This window comes from Lentzea sp. HUAS TT2, assembly GCF_051853195.1.
GTDB lineage: Bacteria > Actinomycetota > Actinomycetes > Mycobacteriales > Pseudonocardiaceae > Lentzea.
Map to the genome: position 1 here is coordinate 6,714,605 of NZ_CP196667.1, position 19,887 is coordinate 6,734,491.

Consider the following 19,887-nt stretch of genomic DNA (forward strand, 5'->3'; position numbering starts at 1 on the left):
AACAGTCGGGAGAGGTCCGTATTTCTCCGTATCGGCTGCGTATAACGCCAGGTCGTTGTTACCGTTCCGCCGATCATCGGGGGAGGGTGTGTGCGGTTCCGAGTGCTCGGTCCGATCGTCGTGGCGGGTGGGGAGGAGATCCCGTTGCGGTCGGCGAAGCAGCGGATCCTGCTCGCGATGCTGGTGCGGCACGCGAACACACCCGTCTCGCCGCAACGGCTGATCGAGGTGCTCTGGGAGGTTCCGCCCGCCTCCGCGCAGGAGAACGTCCGGCTGTACGTCCACCGGCTCAAGCGCACGCTCGGCCTCGGCGACCGGATCACCCGCGAGCCCGCCGGGTACCAGCTCGCGGTCGAACCCGGCGAGCTCGACGCCGACCGGTTCGACCAGCTGACCGAGGACGGCGAACAGGCGCTCGCCCAGGGGGATCTCGCGAAGGCCGCGGACCTGCTCGCCGAGGCGCTCGGCCTGTGGCGCGGCCCCGCCTACCCGGACCTGCCCGGCCAGTTCGGCGCGCGACTGGACGAGGCCCGGCTGCGGGCCGCCGAGGCACGGGCCACGGCGGAGCTCGCGCTGGGCCGCCACACCGAGGTGATCGGCGGCCTGGCCGAGCTGGCGCAGGCCAACCCGTACCGGGAACCGTTGCACGCCAAGCTGATGACCGCCCTCTACGGCGCGTCACGGCAGGCGGAGGCCCTGGAGGTGTTCCGTCGGGCACGCGAACGGCTCGTGAGCGACCTCGGCATAGAACCCGGCCCCGAGCTGCGCGGCCTGCACGAGACGATGCTGCAGGGCGCGCCGTTGCACGAACCCGCGCGGCCGCGGACCACCCGCGCGGACTGCCCGTACCGCGGCCTGATGGCGTACCAGCCCGAGCACCACCCGTGGTTCTTCGGCCGGGACGACCTGGTCGACCTGGTGACGCGGCGGATCGAGCGCCATCCGGTCGTCGGGGTGTTCGGCGCGTCCGGCAGCGGCAAGTCCTCGTTGCTGCGGGCCGGTGTCGTCGGCGGGCTCGGCACGGCGTGGCGGCCGATCGTGATCACCCCGACCGCGCACCCGATGGCAGCGCTCACCACCGCGCTCGCGTCGTTCACCGGCAAACGGCCCGACCTCGGCGCGGACCCGGCGGCGTTCGACGTCGAGGTGCGCAACGCGCTCGCGAACGGCCCGGACGACGTGCGCGTGCTGCTGGTCGTCGATCAGCTGGAAGAGCTGTTCACCCTGTGCACCAACGAAAGTGAACGCTCACAGTTCATCGGCGTGCTGCTGGACGCCGCCCTGGGGCCACACCGCAGGACGCGGGTCGTGCTCGGCGTCCGCGCGGACTTCCTGGCCCACGTCACGCAGCACCCCGGTCTGGTGCAGGCGCTGGCGGACGAGGCGACGGTGCTGGTCGGGCCGCCGTCGGGCGCCGACCTGCGCGACATCGTGCTGCGCCCGGCCACGATGAGCGGGCTGTCCGTCGCCCCGGACCTGCTCGCGACGGTGCTCGCCGACGTGGACGCCGAGCCGGGCGCGCTGCCGTTGCTGTCGCACGCGCTCGTCGAGACCTGGCAGCGTTCCGGCACCGAACTGACCCTGGCCGCGTACCGGGCAGGCGGCGGGGTACGCGGGGCGATCGCGCAGACCGCCGAACGCGCCTACGGCGACCTGGTGGACGCAGAACAGCGGGCCATGCGCCGGATCCTGGTGCGGCTCACCGCGTTCGGCGACGGCACAGAGGACACCCGCAGGCCGATCCGCCGCGCCGAGCTCGACGGCACCGCCGAACCGCACGTGATCGACGCCGTGCTCGGCCGCCTGGTCGCCGAACGGCTGGTCGTGCTGGACGAGGACACCGCGGAGATCGCCCACGAGGCGCTGATCCGCGCGTGGCCCCGGCTGCAGCGCTGGCTCTCCGACGACCGCTCGACGTTGCTGGTCCATCGCAGGCTGACCGCCGCCGCGCACACCTGGGCCGAGCTGGACCGCGACGAGGGCGCGCTCTACCGGGGCGCGCAGCTGCTGACCGCGTCGGCCTGGGCCCAGGACCACCCCGGCGAGCTGAACGCGGCGGAGGAGGCGTTCCTCGGGGCGAGCCGCGAGCGCGAGGAGGCCGAGCAGGTGACGGTGAAGCGCCGCAACCGGCTGCTCACCCGGCTCGTCGCGATCATGGGCGTGCTGCTCCTGCTGGCCGCGGGCGGAGGCGGCGTCGCGTGGTGGCAGTCGCGGGAGGCCCAGCTGCGGCAACGGATCGAGCAGGCCCACCAGACCGCGTTGTCCGCCCGCGGCCTCGTCGACACGGCCCCCGACCTCGCCGGCCAGCTCGCCCTGTCCGCGTACCGGCTGCACGCCGACGACGACACCCGAGGCGCGCTGCTGAGCACGGCCTCCGCACCACGCCACCGCATCGAGCTGAACGCCGACGGGCCGCCGGTGCTGGATGTGAGCGTGTCGCACAAGGGTGACGTGATCGCGACGGCGGACCGGGACGGCCACGTGACGCTGTGGGACCCGCGGACGAGGTCGAGGAAGCTCCTGCTCGCGGACCACAACGGGTTCACCGACGGAGGCTACGCCCGGCAGGCCGAGTTCAGCGCGGACGACAGGTTCCTCGCCTCGAACGCGTCGCTGCCCGCGCTGGGCGGAAGTCGCGGTGACGTCGTGGTGTGGGACCTCGCGACCGGCAAAGCCGTGTTCTCCCAGCAGTTCGAGCTGATCACCGCCGGGCTCGCGTTCCACCCGGCGGGGACGGCGTTCGCGGTCGGTGTCGCCGGCGGCGCCGTCGAGGTGTGGGACGTCGCCGCCCGGACCAGCCGCACGTTCCAGGGCCACACGAGCGAGGTGAACGCGCTGGCGTTCAGCCCGGACGGATCGCGGCTGGTCACCGCGAACGGCAAGGAGCGGCCGCTGGTGTGGGACGTCGCCTCCGGCACGCGGATCGGCGAGATCCCGTCGCTGGAGGTCAACAACGTCCACTTCGACGGCGAGGCGATCGTCACCGCGACACTGCGCGACGGCGTCAAGTTCTGGGACGCGGGCGGGAAGCTGCTGTCCGAGCTGCCGAAGCAGGGCGCGTACGCGTGGGAGGCGTCCGCGCCGGTGGGCGGCCGGATGGCGGTCGCGGACGAGGACGGGCTCATCACCGTCTGGGACGTCCGGGCCGGCCGGCCGATCACGACCTACCGCGACCGCGGCCGCACCGAGTCCAGGGCGATCGCGCTGGGACGGGACGGCACGCTGCTGGTCTCCGGCGGTTACGGCCGGATCGTCGCGGTGCGCGAGGACGCCGTGCCGCCGTTCACCGGGCATTCCGACGGCATCAACGACATCGACGTCTCCCACGGCACGGTCGCGTCCGCGGGCGACGACGGAACCGTGCGGCTGTGGGACCTCGACGGCACCGCACTGGCCACTTTGGACGGTCACTCCGACAGGGTCGAGTCGGTGTCGTTCAGCCCGGACGGCTCCCGGCTGGCTGCCCTGACCCGCGACCACACCATCTCGCTGTGGGACGTCGCCCGGCGGGAGCGGCTGTCGTCGTTGTCCTACAGCGGTCTGGGCGCCTCGACCGACATCGCGTTCCAGCCGGACGGGCGCGGCATCGTCACGGCGTCGCTCGGGCGGTTCCGGTGGAGCCTGCCCGATCTGGTGCAGGGCGCGTTCTCCGGCGGTCCGTACATCGCGAGCGCCGTCGAGTTCACTCCCGACGGCCGCCTGCTGATCTCCACCGACCCGGCGGGCGGCGCGATGCTGTGGGACCTGGCCGGCGACAAGCTCGAACGACGGGTCAGCACCGGTCAGGGCGACGTGCGTGACGTGGCGATCAGCCCGGACGGCACGCGGTTCGCGACGGCGGGCGCCAACCGCACGGTGAAGGTCTGGGACGTGGCCACCGGTGCCGAGCTGATGACGCTGACCGGCCACTCCGCGCCGGTGGTGGCGCTGGCGTTCAGCCCGTCCGGCGACGCGCTGGCGTCCGGGGGAGAGGACGCCGCGGTCGTCGTGTGGAACCTCGGCACCCGGTCGGGGATCACGCTGACCGGGCACACCGGACCGGTGCAGGCCGTGGCGTTCACGCGGGAGGACGAGCTGGTGTCCGGCGCGAACGACGCGCGGGTCATCCGCTGGTCGCTGTCCGTTGTGGACGCTGAGGAGCGCATCTGCGCCGAGGGTTACCCGCGTCCCGAGGTGTGCGGGACCACCAGGCCCGACTCGTAGGCGATCACCACGAGCTGGGCCCTGTCGCGGGCGTGCAGCTTCATCATCGCCCGGTTGACGTGGGTCTTGGCGGTGAGCGGGCTGATCACCATGCTTGCGGCGATCTCGTCGTTCGACAGGCCGCGCGCGACCATCGTGACGGCCTCGCGTTCGCGGTTGGTGAGCTCGGCGAGGCTGTGGTTCTGGTGCAGCGGCTGGCTCACGTACCTGTCGATCAGCCTGCGCGTGATCGACGGGGCCAGCAGCGCGTCGCCGCGCGCCGCGACCCGGACGGCGTGCAGGAAGTCCTCCGGATGGACGTCCTTGACGAGGAACCCGGCCGCGCCCGCCTTCAGCGCGTGGAAGACGTGTTCGTCCAGGCCGTAGTTGGTCAGGATCACGACGTGCGTGCCGGTCAGTGCCGGGTCGGCGGCGATCTGCCGGGTCGCCTCGATGCCGTCCATCCCCGGCATCTGGATGTCGACCATGGCGATGTCCGGCAGGTGCGCGCGGGCCTGGGCGAGACCCTCGTGGCCCGTCGCGGCCTCGGCCACGACCTCGATGTCGTCCTCGGCGTCCAGCAGCGCGCGGAACCCGCTGCGGATCAACGGCTGGTCGTCCACCAGCAGGACGCGGATCATGGCTGTGCCACGGGGAGTTCGGCGCGCACGCTGAACCCGCCCTCGGTTCGTGGTTCCGCGCGGAGGTGGCCGCCGAGCGCGGTGACCCGCTCCCGCATGCCGAGCAGCCCGACACCGGGTTGTTCCGGGTTCCTGGGTAGGGCCTTGCCGTCGTCGTCCACGTTGATGACCAACGAGTCCGGGCGGTAGTCGATGTGGATCCGCGCGGTCGCCGCGGCGGCGTGGCGGTCGATGTTGGTGAGCGACTCCTGCACGATCCGGTACGCCGTCCGTTCGACCGCGGCCGGCACGTCGTCGTGGCTGCCCTCGATGGTGAGCCGGGCGTCCAGGCCGGTGGATCTGGCGCGTTCGACGAGGTCGGGGACGTCCTTGAGGCCGTGTGGCGGGGTCTTGTCGTCGTCGCGCAGCGCTTCGAGCGTGGCGCGGAGCTCTCTGGCGGCCTCCCGGCCGGCATCGCGGATCACCAGGAGGGACTCGGGCACGTCCTCACCGCGTTTGCGGGCGAGGTGGACGGCGACCTCGGCCTGCAGCTTGATCACCGAGATCTGGTGGGTCAGGGAGTCGTGCAGTTCACGCGCGATGTGGAGGCGTTCCTCGTCGGCCCGCCTTCGCGCGGTCTCCTCGCGGGTGCGTTCGGCCTCGTCGGCCCTGCGTTCGGCCTGCCTGAGCGCCTCCCCGGCGGCCGCGGCGGCGATCAGCCAGGCGATCTGCAGGACGTCGCGGGTCTGCGCGAACGCCTCGTACGTGGTGAGGTCGCGCGGCGAGACGAGCGCGGCCAGAGGCAGCGTGGCGAGCATCAGCACGGAACCGGCGAGCGTGACGACGCGGTGGCCCGCCCGCATGGTCGAGTAGACGGCGAACAGGAACGCGATCACCGGCACGTCCGCCCCGGTGGCCTGGTAGCCGAGCGCGAGCAGACCGGTGGCAGCCAGCACGGCGATCGGTGCCGTCCGGCGGGCCGCGAGCGCCAACCCGCTCGCGGCCAGCAACACGTAACCCGGTCCGGTGGCGGGATGCCCGGCCACCACGAGGCTCGCCGCCACGCCCGCGGCGATCGCCCAGTCCAGCCAGCGCCTGCTCATGCGTGCACCTTATTCCTCTGTTCGCGCTGGTAGATCGTGCGCTGGGAGGATTCTCGGACTACTGCGCCCGCGGTATCCGGTGTCTGCGCCCGCACGACGACTCGCGGTGGGTCGGCGGTCCACGCTGGTGCCCATGTTGCTTTCCGCTGCTTATGAGATGACCGCCGGCCGAATGTGGTCGCTGATCGGTGTTGCCGTTGGCGCTATTGGGTTGTTAGCGCTCACACGACGCGGGCTCAGCCTGTGGGCGATGGTGCTGGGCGGGGTCGGGGCGCTGATCGGCGTCGCGGTCGTGCTGATGGCCAAGGGCGGCCCCGGTACCGGCTACGGCATCGTCGGCGGCTACGTGTCGCTCGTGGTGGGCGTGGCCGGCCTGGTGCTCGGCGGCCTGGCTAGGCGAAGAGCCGCTCGGGCTGCTGCACCGCGCGCCTCGTGACCAGTCCCGCCGCGCCCCGCACGACCGCGAACTCGCCGAGGGGTGAGGCGAGCAGCCTGCTGTGCCGTTCGCCGCCCGCGAGCACCCTGCGGTCCATTTCGGACCGCACCGCCTCGCGAAGATGGTCGTACAGCACGGCATAACTGCCGCCGAGCACGACCGTCGGGACGTCGAAGAGGTTCATCAGCGTGGCGATCCCGACCCCGAGCGCCTCACCGGCGTTCCGCACGGCGTCCAGGGCTTTCGGGTCGCCCGCGTCGAGGGCCTTGCGCAACGAGTCGAGCCGCCGCCGTCCCGCCTCGCGCAGGATGACGTCGAGCCCGGCATAACGCTCCACACAACCGCGGCTGCCGCACGTGCACAGCACGCCGTTGCGTTCGATCACGACATGCCCGAGCTCGCCCGCGAACCCGCTGACCCCGCGGTACACCTCGCCGTTCAGCACGACACCCGCGCCGATGCCGACGTCCGCGGTGACGTGCACGAAGTCCTCACCCGCGAGGTGCCGCGGCCACAGGTGGGCGAGCGCGGCGAGGTTCGCCTCGTTGTCGAGCTGGACGTCGAGGCCCGTTCGGCTGCTCAGGCCCTCGGCCAGTCGGACGCCGACGAGGTTGGGCAGGTTCGGGGTCCTGATGACGGCGCCGTCGTGCACGACACCGGGGATGGCGAGGCCCGCGCCCAGCAGCGGGCGTGGCCCGGTGACCTCGCGGATCAGCTCGGCGACCTGGTCGAGCACCTCGTCCGCCGTGGCCTTGCGCATGTCCGCGGCCACGAGACGGCGGTCGAGCGTCTCGCCGTCGAGCCCGATGGTCTCGACGGCGAGGTGGCTCACGTTGATCTCCGCGCCGACCGCGACCGGCCCGTCCGGGTGGAAGCGCAACGGCTTGGACGGCCTGCCCACACCGGCCAGCGTGGCCGGTTCCTCGACCAGGATCCCGTTGGCCAGCAACGGTTCGGTGAGGTTGGACAGCGTCGCCTTGGTGAGGCCGGTGCGGGCAGCGAGGTCGGCCCGCGAGCCGGGGCGGTCGACGAGCGCGAGCAGCACCGTCCGCAGGTTGCCGAGGCGGACCTGGCGCAGGTGGTCGACGGTGGTCATCGGTGCCAGTATCGCGGCGCGGGTGCGCAGGCCCGCACGCGGACCGTCATCGGTTCAGGTACCTCTGCGCGGCATCGCCGTACCGCGCGCGGATCTCGGGCACGGCCGCCGCCTCGTACCGGGTGCTGTCCGCGCCCGCCCACTCCGGCGGGGTGTCGCCACCCGTGAGCGTCCACGCCGCCTGCCGTGCCGCGCCGTTCGCCACGTACTCACCGGGCGCGGGCACCGTCACGGGCACACCGAACACCATCGGCGCGATCTCCCGCACCGCACGTGAAGCCGCCGCGCCGCCCACGAGCCGTACGCCCGTGACGTCCGCACCTTGCTCCGCGAGTGCGTCGAGGCCCACCGCGAGACCGCAAAGCATGCCTTCCACCGCGGCACGCGCGATGTTGGCCGGAGTGGCGTTGGTGAGCGTCAGTCCGTGCAACGCACCCGTCGCGTCGGGCAGGTTCGGCGTCCGTTCGCCTTCCAGGTAGGGCACCAGCACGACGCCCTCGGCACCCGGCTTGGCCGATAGCGCGAGCTCGCTCAACCGGGCCAGGTCCACGCCGAGCATCCGGGCGGTCGCGTCCAGCACGCGGGCGGCGTTCAGCGTGCACGCCAGCGGCAGGTAGCGGCCCGTCGCGTCGGCGAAGCCCGCCACGATGCCGGACGGGTCCTCCGCCCGGACGTCGGCGGTCGCGGTCACGACGCCGGACGTGCCGAGCGACACCACGACGTCCGCGCCGCCGCCCACGCCGAGCATGGCCGCGGCGTTGTCACCGGCGCCCGCGCCGAGCCGCACCGGGCCGTCCACGAACTCCGCCGGTCCCAGGACACGGGGGAGCACCACGTCGGAACGCCCCAGCGCCAGCGAGACCAGGTCCGGCACGTACTCGTCGGCCACCGAGTCGAAGTAGCCGGTGCCCGACGCGTCGGAACGGTCGGTGACCAGGTCGGAGAGCGCGCCGGTGCCGCGCAGCCGCCACGTCAGCCAGTCGTGCGGCAGGCAGACGGCGGCGGTGCGCTTGGCGTTGGCCGGTTCGTGCTGGGCGAGCCAGCGCAGCTTCGTGATGGTGAACGACGCGACCGGCACGAGGCCGATCCGCGACGCCCACTCCGCCGCGCCCAGCTCGTCCGTCAGAGAAGCGGCGGCCGCCGCGGAACGGGTGTCGTTCCACAGCAGCGCCTCGCGCACGACCTCGCCGTCCTCGTCGAGGCAGACCATGCCGTGCTGCTGTCCCGCGACGCTCACCGCCGACACGTCGTCGAGCCCGCCTGCGTCGGCCAATGCGGTCTGCAACGCGCTCCACCAGTGCGAGGGGTGCACCTCGGTGCCGTCCGGGTGAGCCGCGCGGCCCTCCCGGACGAGCTCACCGGTGTCCGCGTCGCGAACCACGACCTTGCACGACTGCGTGGACGAGTCGATGCCGGCGACGAGCGTCATGTCAGCGTGCTCCCGTGAGGTGCTCGAGGGCGAGCTGGTTGAGCCGCACGAAGCCGTAGCCCCGCTCGCCCGCCTGGTCGGGGTCGAACCCGGTGTCCTTGATCAGGTCATCGTAGGACTCGCCGGCGTTCAGCGTGGGCTGCGACAGCTCGGCGACGCCCGCCGTCTCGAGCGCCTCCTGCACCTCGGGGTCGGCGCGGAAGGCCGCGGCGCGGTCGCGGAGCAGCAGGTAGGTGGCCATGTTCGCCTTGGCCGAGTCCCAGACGCCCTTGATGTCCTCGGTCCGCGACGGCTTGTAGTCGAAGTGCCGCGGACCCTCGTAACCGGCCGTCTCCAGCAGGTCCACCAGCGCGAACGCGTTCATCAGGTCGCCGTGCCCGAACACCAGGTCCTGGTCGTACTTGATGCTGCGCTGACCGTTGAGGTCGATGTGGAACAGCTTGCCGTGCCACAGCGCCTGCGCGATGCCGTGCACGAAGTTGAGCCCGGCCATCTGCTCGTGCCCGACCTCGGGGTTCAGACCGACCAGCTCGGGCTTGTCGAGCGAGGTGATGAACGCCAGCGCGTGCCCGACCGTCGGCAGCAGGATGTCGCCGCGCGGCTCGTTCGGCTTGGGCTCGAGCGCGAACCGGATGTCGTAGCCCCGGTCGGTGACGAACTGCGTCAGCAGGTTCATGGCCTCGCGGTACCGGTCGAGCGCCGCCCGCACGTCCTTGGCCACGTCGTACTCGGAGCCCTCACGCCCGCCCCACAGCACGAACGTCTTGGCACCGAGCTCGGCCGCCAGCTCGACGTTGCGCAGCACCTTCTGCAGCGCGAACCGCCGCACGCCGCGGTCGTTGCTGGTGAAGCCGCCGTCCTTGAACACCGGGTGGCTGAACAGGTTAGTCGTCACCATCGGGATGACGAGCCCGGTCTCGGCCAGCGCGCCCTGCAACCGGCTGATCTGCTGGTCGCGGTGCGTCGCCTCGAAGCCGAACAGGTCGTCGTCGTGGAACGTCAGTCCGTAGGCGCCCAGCTCGGCGAGCCGGTGCACCGCCTCGACCACGTCCAGTTCGGGGCGCGTGGCCTCGCCGAACGGGTCGCGGCCCTGCCAGCCCACGGTCCACAGACCGAAGGAGAACTTGTCCGCCGGAGTGGGCGCGCTCATCATCCACCTCATTCGTTCAATGCTTGAACTTAGTGCGGACAGTACGACGCCGCGGACGTGATCGCAATCGGTCAGGCGCGAAGTTCCGCGGCGACTGCCTCGACCGCGGGCGCCAGAGCCGCGGCGATCGCCCGGTAGCCGGCCCCGGACGGGTGGAAGCGGTCGGCGGCGAAGAGCGAGGGGTCCGCGGCGAACTGCGGCGTCACCGCGCGTTCGACGTGGGCGACCACACCGCCCGCCCGGATGACGGCCTGCTGCTGCACCTGGGCGTAGTCGCGGCTCACGGCCGACACGACGTCACGCAGCGCGGGCGGCACGTGGGCGACGACGCTCAGGTCGGGCGCCGTGCTGACGACGACCCCGGCACCCGCCCGGCGCAGGTCCGCGACGGCGTCGTGCAGCTGCTGCGCGCCGACGTGCGCCGGGACGAACCTGGTCAGGTCGTTCGCGCCGATCACCACGACCGCGAGGTCGACCTTACCCGCGGCGCGGACCTGGGCGCGCAGGTCGGCCGAGCGGGCGCCCGCGAAGGCGTGCACGCTGAGGTCGATCTGGTGTCCCATCGCCCGGAGGCGTTCGGCGAGCAACGGGCCGAGCGTGTCCTCCCGGCGCGTGCTGCCCACTCCCGCGGCGATCGAGTCGCCGAGCAAACAGAGGCGCATGGTCGTTGAACGACAGGCGTTGCGGTGGTGTTCCGGGGAATAGTCCGCTGTGGGCGAATGTTGGAAGAGGTAAACCGCTGTCGTGAGAGTGCCGATCTGTTTACACTCCACGATCATCATCACCGAGCGAGAGGGGACCGGCCATGCGCACCACCGCCGTGCTCCCGTCCCGTTTCGACGTGATCCTCGTGTCCTCGTACCCCGGCTGCCCGCTGCGCGCCGGGTACCGGAGTGTCTGACGAAGCCCTGAGCGGTGTTCGTCGGGTCATCGCGCTGACCCCGTAAGTCCTTGACACCAAAGGCACACAGCCATGCGCACGAGCACGTTGAACGCTGTCCGCAACCTCGGCATCCTCGCCCACGTCGACGCGGGCAAGACCACCCTCACCGAACGCGTCCTGTTCGCGACCGGCAGCACCTACAAGCGCGGCGAGGTCCACGACGGCACCACCGTCACCGACTTCGACCCGCAGGAACGCGACCGCGGCATCACCATCTTCGCCGCTGCCGTGACCTGCACGTGGGACGGGCACCGCATCAACCTCATCGACACGCCGGGGCACGTCGACTTCGCCGACGAGGTCGAACGGTCCCTGCGCGTGCTGGACGGGGCCGTCGCGGTGTTCGACGGCGTCGCGGGCGTGGAGCCGCAGAGCGAATCCGTTTGGCGGCAGGCAGATCGTCACGGCGTGCCGCGGATCGCGTTCGTCAACAAGCTCGACCGGGCGGGCGCCGACCTCGGCCACGTCGTCGAGTCGATCCGCACGCGGCTGCACACCGTGCCGCTCGTCGTGCAGCTGCCGATCGGCGTGGAGGACGGGTTCCGCGGTGTCGTCGACCTGGTGCGCATGCGTGCGCTGACCTGGGACGACGGCATGACCGAGGGACCCGTGCCGGACACGCTGCTGGCAGAGGCGCAACGTCGTCGCCGGCTCCTGGAGGAGGCGGTGGCGGAACTGCACCCCGAGGCATTGGAGGAGTTCTTCGCACAAGGAGTGTCCGAGCAGACGCTCGTGAAAGCGCTGCGGGAACTGACCCAGCGAGGTCAGGCGACCGTCGTGCTGTGCGGCTCGGCGTACCGCAACCGCGGCATCGAACCGTTGCTGGACGCGGTGATCGCGTACCTGCCGTCCCCTGTGGACGTTCCGCCGGTGCGCGGCGTCGACGGCCAGGAGCGGCAGCCGGACCCGGAGGCGCCGTTCTCGGCGTTGGTGTTCAAGGTGAACGCCACCGCCACCGGACGGCTGGCGTACGTCCGCGTCTACTCGGGCACCCTCCACAAGGGAGAGACGGTCCAGGTGGCGGGACGCACCGAACGCATCGGGCGGATCCTGCGCGTCCAGGCCGATCGGCACACGCCGGTCGACCAGGCCGTGGCGGGAGACATCGTCGCGCTGGTGGGGCTGAAGTCGGCCCGCACCGGGACGACGCTGTGCGCGCCGACGGCCCCGCTGCTGCTCGAACCGCCGGTGTCGGCCGATCCGGTCGTGTCGGTGGCCGTGGAGACGCGGACCAGCGCGGACAACTCCCGGCTCACCGAGGCGCTGGCGCACCTGGTCGACGAGGACCCGTCCCTGCGCTTCGGGACGGACCCGGAGACCGGTCAGACCGTGTTGTCCGGCCAGGGCGAGCTGCACCTGGAGGTCTCGGTGGAGAAGGCGCGCACGCTGCACCGCATCGAGCTCACCATGGGACGGCCGCGCGTCTCGTACCGCGAGACCGTGAGCGCCGGAGTCACGGGATTCGTCTACCGGCACGTGAAGCAGGACGGAGGGCAGGGACAGTTCGCTCACATCGTGATCGACACCGAGCCGCTGGAGAGCGGTTTCGAGTTCCGCTCCGCCGTCACCGGCGGACGGGTGCCGCAGGAGTTCGTCCGCGCGGTCGAGCAGGGCTGCCGGGACGCGCTGGCCGAGGGACCGCTCGGCCACCCGGTGACCGGCGTGCGGGTGACGCTCACCGACGGGTCCACGCACGTCAAGGACTCCTCGGAGATGGCGTTCCGCACGGCGGGACGGCTCGGGCTGCGCGAGGCGCTGAAGGCGGGCGCCATGACGTTGCTCGAACCGATCGCCGAGGTCACGGTGACCGTGCCGGAGGAGTACCTCGGTGGTGTGCTCGGTGATCTGGCGACGCGCCGGGGCAGGATCCTCGGTTCGGAGGCCAGGACGGGCGCGACGGTGGTGACGGCGAGCGTGCCGCTGGCGGAGATGTTCGGTTACGTGACGAGGTTGCGCAGCCGGACGCAGGGCCGCGGCAGCTTCACCAGCACCCCGACCGGTTACGCGCCGGCGTAAATGGCAGGCCCGTCTCTCAGGAGGCGGGCCTGTGTCATGCTCGGACCGGTGTCGACCTTGAGCGTGATGTCGTTCAACCTGAAGTTCGCCTCGGCCGCCGAGCCGAACTCCTGGGCGGCGAGACGACCGGTGATGGCCCAGTTGCTGCTCAACGAACGCCCGGCCGTCCTCGGCACCCAGGAGGGCCTCTACGGCCAACTCCTCGACATCGCCCACGACCTGCCGGACCACTACGACTGGATCGGCCTGGGCCGCGCGGGCGGCAGCCACGACGAGTTCATGGCGATCTTCTTCGACACGCTCCGCCTGGAACCGCTGGAGTTCGACCACCACTGGCTCTCCGCCACGCCGAACGTCGTGGGCTCGCGGTCGTGGGGCAACAACGTGGTCCGCATGGTCACCTGGGTCCGGTTCGCGGATCGCCAGACCGGCAAGCAGTTCGTGGCGGTCAACACGCACTTCGACCACGAGTCCGCGAACGCCCGCCTGCGCAGCGCCGAGTTCGTGCGCGACCGGCTGCAGGCCCAGACGCTGCCGGCCGTGCTCACCGGTGACTTCAACGACGTTCCCGGCTCACCGCCCTACGCCACCCTGACGGCCGGGCTGGCCGACTCGTGGCTCGCGGGCCCGCAGACCACCCCGGCGTACGGGACGTTCCACGGTTACGGGCCGCTCGTCCCGGACGGCCCGCGCATCGACTGGATCCTCACCCGCGGCGCCACCGTCGAGGCCGCCGCGATCAACACCTACCAGCGAGACGGCCAGTACCCGTCCGACCACCTCGCCGTCCAGGCGCACATCAGTTTCTAGGTGCCCACTCCGGTGGCAGGTCGTGCGAACAGGTCGGTGCGCCGGCCGCCCGCGCCTGCCGTTGCTCCAGGTACGGCCCGGCTATCTGGTCGCGGGGCAGCGGGGCCAGCGCGGTGATCGCGTCGCCCGCGGCCAGCACCTGGCGCCGCATGCGTTCGTGGTCGACGGCCGCCGCGCCGAACGACGGCGCCCAGAGCGTCCACGGCCCGGAGATCATCGCCATCGTCGGGATCAGGTGCGAGTGGAAGTGCGTGCCGATGCCGCCGAACGAGCACTGCTGCGGCACCCGGCCCGGCACCGGCAGGTCGCTGCCGGGCAGGACGAACGAGCGATCGACCGCGCGTCCCGCCAGTGCGGTCCACGCCGTCTGCGTGAGCACCGGACTGCCCGCGAACCAGCCGGAGAACTCGGCCAGGCCGGTCGGTTGCAGGGACCCGTTCTGGGGCAGGAACTCCCGCGTGCCGAGGTGTTCCAGGACGAACGCGAACGCGACGGAACCCGAGTCGTACTCGGCGTCGAGCGCGCGGGCGCGGAACTCGCTGCCCTCCGCCGGGCGGTGCAGGTGCCCGGTCGCGAACACGAACTCGATCGTGCGCGGACGGCAGCGCAGCGGCAGCCTGGCGAAGTGCTCGGCCAGTGCCAGCAGGGCGACGGTCCCGTTCTCCTGCACCCATCCCACGCCGTCGGTGTTGGTGTCGAGGACGATCCGCTCGTTGCTCAGGCCGGGCAGCGTGGCGATCAGCGACCGGGTGACGGCCGGTGCCCGCCCGGCCAGGACGCCGATCGTCGTCCGCGTGCCGGGGACCAGCCGCAGAGCCGCGTCGGAGCCGACGAACACGCCCGGCACGCGGTAGTGGGTGCCGAGGTGCGGGTCCCAGTAGCCCTTCACCTGCTCGTGCGGGAACGGGAAGGCGACGACGACCCCTGCGGCGCCTGCCGTGCCCGCGTCGACCATGTCCTCGTCCAGCAGCGGTTCGGCGAGGTACCCGCGGTCGAGGGCGGGGAAGTCCCGCAGCACGACCTTGCCGCGGGCGTTCTCGGTGGTGATCGGGGTGCCGGCGGGCAGGCGGACCAGCTCGCCGGAACGCAGGCCGGGGGCGGAGTAGGGGATGGCGCCGGCGACCGGCACGACGCCGCCCGACAGCAGGAGACCCGGGCCCGGCTGCCAGCGCTGGATCGCGAAGGGCTCCGACCGCACGGACACGCCCGGCAGCCGGTCGACGCGGCGTTCCAGCCAGGAGATCAGGCGGTTGTGGTTCGGGCTGCCGGTGGCGCGCACGCCGAACCCGGCGACGGTGGCGTTGAGGGCGCGGAGCTGGGTGGCGGAGGCGAACGTCCGGTCGTCGACGGTGGGGGAACAGTCCGTCGAGGCGGTGGCCGGGGTGGTGAGTTGGAGGGTGAGAACCGTTACGACACCTATGAATGCGATGCATCTGGCGGGGTCCACGTGGCTCACTGTGACCGGCGTGAGCAGCGCTCACAATCCGCTGTCCAGGCTACCAAGTGAGACCGCTGTCAACCGTGAACGGAAATGGTTTATACCAATTTCCGCTACGGTCCGCCAGATGCGCCTGAAATCGACGTTCGGCCGCGTCGCGGTGATCGCGTACGCGCTGCTGTTCACGCTCGGCTCGACAGCGGTCGCGAACGCATCCCACGGCCGCGAGTGCGCCACCCCGTCCATCGACCGATACCAGCAGTGGATCGCCAGTGGTGAAGGTGCCACGGAGCCCGCGACCGGCAGCATTCTCGTGCCGAAGGGACGGCACGACCACACGGCGAAGATCAAGTTCCTGGCCGACGACTGGGCTGTCATGGTCGTGTGGCTGGGCAACAAGTTCGAGGCCCAGGCGGACCTGTCCGACTCGGCCGGTTTCTCGATGACCTACCGCGCCACCGACGACCTCTACGTCCAGCTGCGACCGGCCGAGTTCTGGAGCGGTGGCGACAAGTGGGTCACGAAGATCCCGTCCACCGGCGGCAGGCTGGTGAAGCGGTTCTTCAGCTTCAAGACAAAGGACTGGACATATCTGCCCGCGCTCGGCAAGCCGTCCTACCCGCTCGCCGAGGCGCTCGACGACGCCCGTGGCCTGGTGTTCGTCGGCAACACGAAGAACGACCTGGAGTTCCAGGGCCTGAAGATCGACGGCTACCGGCCACCCTGCGTTTACTGAAATCCGGTTACTGTCCCGGGACGTGAGAGCGCTCCCGGTCTTCCTGGTCACTGTCCTCACCGCCGCGCTGGCGACTCCCGCGAGTGCGGCGGTGAGAGACGACACCCGGTACGTCGACCCGCTGATCGGCTCGGCGGGCGGCGGCAACACCTATCCCGGCGCGGTGCGGCCGTTCGGGATGATCTCGTGGAGTCCGACGTCGACCCGCGGCGACCAGACGAACACGGGCGCCGCCAACGGGTACGCGTACGACGCGACCCGCGTGCGGGGCTTCAGCCTCACGCACGTCAACGGCGCCGGCTGCCATCCCGGTGCGGCGGGCGACATCCCGATCATGCCGCACGTCGGTGACATCACCTCGTCGCCGACCGCGGACACCAAGGACCAGATCTTCGCGAGCGACTTCTCCCACGCCGACGAGAAAGCCGAGGCCGGGCGCTACCGGGTGGGCCTGAAGTCCGGTGCCACGGCAGACTTGTCCGTGTCGACGCGCGCGGGCATCGGCGAGTTCACCTTCCCCGTCAACGGTTCGCTGCTGTTCCGGACCTCGAACTCGCTCAACGGCAGCGAGGACGCGGACATCACGATCGACCCGGCGACGAACACGGTCTCGGGCTCGGTGCTCACCGGCGCGTTCTGCGGCCGCCGCGCGAACGGTGGCACGAACAACCAGAAGACCTACTACCGCCTGCACTTCACCGCGTCCTTCGACCGGCCGATCTCGGCGCACGGCACGTGGGTGAACAGCGAGCTCAGGCCGGGCAGCACCACCGCGAGCGGTGGCGAGGGCTACCTGACCGGAAGTGCCCGCGCGGGCAAGGGCTCCGGCGGGTACGTGTCCTTTGCGGACAGTTCGGTGCGGATGCGCGTCGGCATCTCCTACACCAGCCTCGACGCCGCGAAGCGCAACCTCGCGACGGAGATCCCCAAGCGCGCGACCGTGGCCGATGTCGCCAAGGAAGCCAAGAAGGCCTGGGCGAAGCAGCTGCGCGCGGTCGAGGTCGACGGCGGGACCGCGGACGAGCGCACGGTCTTCTACACCGCGCTCTACCACACCTTCCTGCAGCCCAACGTGATCAGCGACGTCGGTCAGGCGACCAGGTACGGCAACTTCTCGGGCTGGGACCAGTACCGCGCTCACACGCAGCTGCTGGCGCTGCTGGCACCGGACGTGGCCAGCGGCTACGCCCAGTCGTTGCTGGACATCTCGCGCAAGAACGGCGGGGTGTGGGACCGCTGGGTCCACATCACCGGCCCGACGCACGTCATGACCGGCGACCCGTCCGCCCCGGCCATCGCGGGCATGTACGCCATGGGCGCGCGGAACTTCGACGTCCGCGCCGCCTACGACTCGTTGCTGCGTCAGGCCACCGTGCCGCACCCGGACGGCCTGTCCGACAAGGGCTGTCCCGGCCAGTGCGAGGGCCAGCGCCCGAACCTCGCCGAGTACCTGCGCCTCGGGTACGCCCCGCAGGACACCTGCCACTGCTGGGGCGGCGCCGCTGAGACGCTGGAGGACTCCGTCGCCGACCAGGCGCTCGCGGACCTGGGCCGCAAGCTCGGCCGTCCCAGCGAGGAGATGCAGAAGCGCGCGGGCTGGTGGCGCAACACGTTCAACCCGGCCACCGGGTACCAGCAGGCCCGTCGCGCCGACGGCACCTGGGTGACCCCGTTCAACCCGGCCTCCGACCAGGGCTTCGCGCAGGGCAGCAGCGCCACCTACACGTGGATGGTGCCGCACGACGTCCAGGGCCTGGCCGAGGCGATGGGCGGTAACGATGTAGCCGTCTCACGGCTCGACGCGTTCTTCCACCGCGCGGACGGCTCGTGGGCGACCGGCGGCGACGCGCTGCGGTACGACCCGACGAACGAGCCCGGCATCCACACGCCGTGGATCTACAACGAGCTCGGCCAGCCCCGCAAGACCCAGGAGACCGTGCGCGCGATGGCCAGGCTGGTCTACAAGACCGGCCCGTCCGGGCTGCCCGGCAACGACGACCTCGGCACGATGTCGGCCTGGTACGTCTTCGCGGCACTGGGCCTGTACCCGAGGACGCCGAGCAGTGCTGAGCTGCACGTTTCCAGCCCGATGTTCCCCAAGATGCGGATCACCGAGAAGAACATCGCGGTGCTCGCGCCGGGTGCGCCGGGCATCTACGTGCAGGACGTGCGGTGGAACGGCCGAACGGTCGGGCAGCCGTGGCTACCCGAGTCGTTCGTGCAGCGTGGCGGCGTGCTGAGGGTCGCCGTCGGCTAGGCCGGGATCGGGCGCTCGGCGAGGGCCACCGCGACGGCGTGGAGGTTGGCCGCCATGGTGCGGCCGGTGTTCTCCGCCCACTCGTGGCCCTCGTCGGTGTCGGCGTAGCTCGGGCCGGGCCCCGGACCGCGGTTCCAGTAGGTCCAGGCCTGGCCGGGGATCGTGTAGCCGATGTCGCCGAGGCCGCCGCAGATCTCGCTGATGACGTGGTGCGCGCCGTCCTCGTTGCCGGTCACCACCACGCCCGCGACCCGGTTGTAGGCGACCGGGCGGTCCTGGTCGTCGGTCTCGGAGATCATCGCGTCCATCCGCTCCAGCGCGCGCTGGGCGAGCGAGGACGGGCGGCCGACCCACGTCGGGGTGGCGAAGACGAGGATCTCGGCGTCGAGCAGCAGCGTGTGGATGTTCGGCCACTCGTCGCCGTCACCGAGGTCGGTCACGACGCCGGGCGGGATCTCGTGGTCGGCCAGCCGGAACGAGGTGACCTCGACGTCCTTCTTCGTCAGCTCGTCGATCACGACCTGCGCGAGCAGGTCCGTGTTGGACTTCTCCGGCGACTTCTTGAGGGTGCAGTTCAGCACCACGGCACGCATCGTCATGTCCTGCGGCTACCCGTTCGGGTGGGTGTGAACCGCCCTGACCGGGGGTATTCGCGGGTCGAGGAGGTCGTGATGCCCGCAGGGTCGAACGCGAAACGTGAACGCCAGTACGAACACATCAAGGACTCCGCCGAGGACCGCGGCGTGCCCCCGAAGCGCGCGAAGGAGATCGCCGCGCGGACGGTGAACAAGAACCGCGCGCAGGCCGGTGAGTCCAAGACCGCGAGCCGATCGTCCATCGAGGACATGTCGCCGCAGAAGCGCGGCGGGCAGCGGTCTCACAAAGGCGCGCAGGGGCCGACATATGACCAGCTCTACAACGAGGCGAAGCAGCGCAACGTCCAGGGCCGCTCGAAGATGACGAAGAAGGAACTCGCGAAGGCACTCGGTCACTGACGTGTCGGATGTGGACAGAGCGTCGGTGCTGACGATCCTCACGATGGAGCACAACACGCTGCAGATGATCCGCACGGCGACGATCACCGACGCGACCGGCCGGGCGGGCCACCTGCTGACGACGATCTCCGCGTCCATGATCGCCCTCGGGTTCGTCGCGCAGGTCGTGCCGCTCACCGTGTTGCTGACGCTGATGCTGGTCATCTTCAGCGCGTTGTTCCTGATCGGTCTCGCCACGCTGTTCCGCACGGTCGAGCTGACCATCGAGGACGTGCAGGCGGGCCTGGGGATCAACCGCATCCGGCACGTCTACGGCGACCTCGAACCGTCGGTCAGGGACGTCTTCGTGCGGCAGATCCACGACGACGTCCTCGGTGTCGAGGCCGACGGCGGCCAGACCGGCTGGCGCAAGACGAGGCGGCCGAGGCTGATCGGCACCGCACTGGGCGTCGCCGGCCTCGTGAACCTCGTGAACGGACTCGTCGCCGGCGTGATCGCCGGCGCGGCGTCAGGCCTGCTCGGTACGGGCCTGACGTGGTCGATCGTCATCAGCGCGGTCGTCGCCACCGCCGTGATCAGCGGTTTCGGCGTGGTGCTCGGCCGCATCGGACGGCGCGGTCACGCGTCCACCACCACGCGCTATCCGAGGAAAGACCCGAACTGAAGGAGAACCACC

Annotated in this window: 16 protein-coding genes; 8 read left to right on the forward strand and 8 right to left on the reverse strand. The window is 71.2% G+C overall.

Annotated features, from left to right (window positions below):
• Positions 1–90 precede the first annotated feature (90 nt).
• On the forward strand, positions 91–4,203 hold the full coding sequence (locus ACSHWB_RS32415; RefSeq protein WP_439657079.1) for an nSTAND1 domain-containing NTPase: 4,113 nt from the start codon (positions 91–93) through the stop codon (positions 4,201–4,203).
• Here ACSHWB_RS32415 and ACSHWB_RS32420 read toward each other — a convergent pair.
• Both ACSHWB_RS32420 and ACSHWB_RS32425 read right to left on the reverse strand, forming a co-directional pair.
• Positions 4,158–4,823 (reverse strand): response regulator, encoded by a 666-nt coding sequence (locus ACSHWB_RS32420; RefSeq protein ID WP_439657080.1) that lies wholly within the window; start codon positions 4,821–4,823, stop codon positions 4,158–4,160. The genes ACSHWB_RS32415 and ACSHWB_RS32420 overlap by 46 nt on opposite strands.
• Entirely contained in the window at positions 4,820–5,905 is a 1,086-nt protein-coding gene (locus ACSHWB_RS32425; protein ID WP_439657081.1) for a sensor histidine kinase, read from the reverse strand. The genes ACSHWB_RS32420 and ACSHWB_RS32425 overlap by 4 nt, the downstream gene beginning before the upstream one ends.
• A gap of 133 nt (positions 5,906–6,038) precedes the next feature.
• Between ACSHWB_RS32425 and ACSHWB_RS32430 the strand changes: the two genes are divergently transcribed.
• On the forward strand, positions 6,039–6,341 hold the full coding sequence (locus tag ACSHWB_RS32430) for a DUF6223 family protein (protein ID WP_439657082.1): 303 nt from the start codon (positions 6,039–6,041) through the stop codon (positions 6,339–6,341).
• On the opposite strand, the gene ACSHWB_RS32435 is transcribed toward ACSHWB_RS32430, so the two are convergent.
• The 4 genes from ACSHWB_RS32435 to ACSHWB_RS32450 all read right to left on the reverse strand — a co-directional run bounded on the left by ACSHWB_RS32435 (position 6,298) and on the right by ACSHWB_RS32450 (position 10,678).
• A complete protein-coding gene (locus ACSHWB_RS32435; RefSeq protein WP_439657083.1) occupies positions 6,298–7,437 on the reverse strand; it encodes an ROK family protein in 1,140 nt (379 codons plus the stop codon). The genes ACSHWB_RS32430 and ACSHWB_RS32435 overlap by 44 nt on opposite strands.
• A gap of 46 nt (positions 7,438–7,483) precedes the next feature.
• Positions 7,484–8,866 carry a xylulokinase gene (xylB, locus tag ACSHWB_RS32440; RefSeq protein WP_439657084.1) on the reverse strand — a complete coding sequence of 461 codons (1,383 nt, stop codon included), beginning with the start codon at positions 8,864–8,866 and terminating at the stop codon, positions 7,484–7,486.
• 1 nt (position 8,867) lies between these two features.
• Positions 8,868–10,019 carry a xylose isomerase gene (gene xylA / locus ACSHWB_RS32445; RefSeq protein WP_439664711.1) on the reverse strand — a complete coding sequence of 384 codons (1,152 nt, stop codon included), beginning with the start codon at positions 10,017–10,019 and terminating at the stop codon, positions 8,868–8,870.
• Between the two features lie 68 nt (positions 10,020–10,087).
• A complete protein-coding gene (locus ACSHWB_RS32450) occupies positions 10,088–10,678 on the reverse strand; it encodes an SGNH/GDSL hydrolase family protein (protein ID WP_439657085.1) in 591 nt (196 codons plus the stop codon).
• Between the two features lie 311 nt (positions 10,679–10,989).
• On the opposite strand from ACSHWB_RS32450, the gene fusA reads away from it, so the two are divergent.
• Together fusA and ACSHWB_RS32460 are read left to right on the forward strand one after the other, a co-directional pair.
• Entirely contained in the window at positions 10,990–12,975 is a 1,986-nt protein-coding gene (gene fusA / locus ACSHWB_RS32455; RefSeq protein ID WP_439657086.1) for an elongation factor G, read from the forward strand.
• Between the two features lie 48 nt (positions 12,976–13,023).
• Complete coding sequence (locus tag ACSHWB_RS32460) at positions 13,024–13,785, forward strand: endonuclease/exonuclease/phosphatase family protein (RefSeq protein ID WP_439657087.1); 762 nt, start codon at positions 13,024–13,026, stop codon at positions 13,783–13,785.
• Here ACSHWB_RS32460 and ACSHWB_RS32465 read toward each other — a convergent pair.
• Entirely contained in the window at positions 13,775–15,232 is a 1,458-nt protein-coding gene (locus ACSHWB_RS32465) for a hypothetical protein (protein WP_439657088.1), read from the reverse strand. The genes ACSHWB_RS32460 and ACSHWB_RS32465 overlap by 11 nt on opposite strands.
• A gap of 118 nt (positions 15,233–15,350) precedes the next feature.
• Between ACSHWB_RS32465 and ACSHWB_RS32470 the strand changes: the two genes are divergently transcribed.
• Together ACSHWB_RS32470 and ACSHWB_RS32475 are read left to right on the forward strand one after the other, a co-directional pair.
• Complete coding sequence (locus ACSHWB_RS32470) at positions 15,351–15,959, forward strand: hypothetical protein (RefSeq protein WP_439657089.1); 609 nt, start codon at positions 15,351–15,353, stop codon at positions 15,957–15,959.
• A 22-nt stretch (positions 15,960–15,981) separates the two neighbouring features.
• Complete coding sequence (locus ACSHWB_RS32475) at positions 15,982–18,216, forward strand: GH92 family glycosyl hydrolase (protein ID WP_439657090.1); 2,235 nt, start codon at positions 15,982–15,984, stop codon at positions 18,214–18,216.
• On the opposite strand, the gene ACSHWB_RS32480 is transcribed toward ACSHWB_RS32475, so the two are convergent.
• Complete coding sequence (locus ACSHWB_RS32480) at positions 18,213–18,815, reverse strand: flavodoxin family protein (protein ID WP_439657091.1); 603 nt, start codon at positions 18,813–18,815, stop codon at positions 18,213–18,215. The two genes, ACSHWB_RS32475 and ACSHWB_RS32480, sit on opposite strands and share 4 nt — an antisense overlap.
• 72 nt (positions 18,816–18,887) lie before the next feature.
• On the opposite strand from ACSHWB_RS32480, the gene ACSHWB_RS32485 reads away from it, so the two are divergent.
• The gene (locus tag ACSHWB_RS32485) at positions 18,888–19,211 is read left to right on the forward strand and encodes a plasmid stabilization protein (RefSeq protein WP_439657092.1); all 324 of its coding nucleotides are present in this window, start codon (positions 18,888–18,890) and stop codon (positions 19,209–19,211) included.
• Between the two features lie 10 nt (positions 19,212–19,221).
• Entirely contained in the window at positions 19,222–19,875 is a 654-nt protein-coding gene (locus ACSHWB_RS32490) for a hypothetical protein (protein WP_439657093.1), read from the forward strand.
• The last annotated feature ends 12 nt before the right edge of the window (positions 19,876–19,887 follow it).

What these genes read in the sequence shown, in the direction of transcription:
- ACSHWB_RS32430 (WP_439657082.1), top strand. Translation starts at nt 6,039, where the DNA reads ATGTTGCTTTCCGCTGCTTATGAGATGACCGCCGGCCGAATGTGGTCG.
- ACSHWB_RS32450 (WP_439657085.1), bottom strand. Translation starts at nt 10,678, where the DNA reads ATGCGCCTCTGTTTGCTCGGCGACTCGATCGCCGCGGGAGTGGGCAGC.
- xylA (WP_439664711.1), bottom strand. Translation starts at nt 10,019, where the DNA reads ATGATGAGCGCGCCCACTCCGGCGGACAAGTTCTCCTTCGGTCTGTGG.
- ACSHWB_RS32485 (WP_439657092.1), top strand. Translation starts at nt 18,888, where the DNA reads ATGCCCGCAGGGTCGAACGCGAAACGTGAACGCCAGTACGAACACATC.
- ACSHWB_RS32470 (WP_439657089.1), top strand. Translation starts at nt 15,351, where the DNA reads ATGCGCCTGAAATCGACGTTCGGCCGCGTCGCGGTGATCGCGTACGCG.
- ACSHWB_RS32425 (WP_439657081.1), bottom strand. Translation starts at nt 5,905, where the DNA reads ATGAGCAGGCGCTGGCTGGACTGGGCGATCGCCGCGGGCGTGGCGGCG.
- ACSHWB_RS32480 (WP_439657091.1), bottom strand. Translation starts at nt 18,815, where the DNA reads ATGACGATGCGTGCCGTGGTGCTGAACTGCACCCTCAAGAAGTCGCCG.
- ACSHWB_RS32435 (WP_439657083.1), bottom strand. Translation starts at nt 7,437, where the DNA reads ATGACCACCGTCGACCACCTGCGCCAGGTCCGCCTCGGCAACCTGCGG.
- fusA (WP_439657086.1), top strand. Translation starts at nt 10,990, where the DNA reads ATGCGCACGAGCACGTTGAACGCTGTCCGCAACCTCGGCATCCTCGCC.
- ACSHWB_RS32420 (WP_439657080.1), bottom strand. Translation starts at nt 4,823, where the DNA reads ATGATCCGCGTCCTGCTGGTGGACGACCAGCCGTTGATCCGCAGCGGG.
- xylB (WP_439657084.1), bottom strand. Translation starts at nt 8,866, where the DNA reads ATGACGCTCGTCGCCGGCATCGACTCGTCCACGCAGTCGTGCAAGGTC.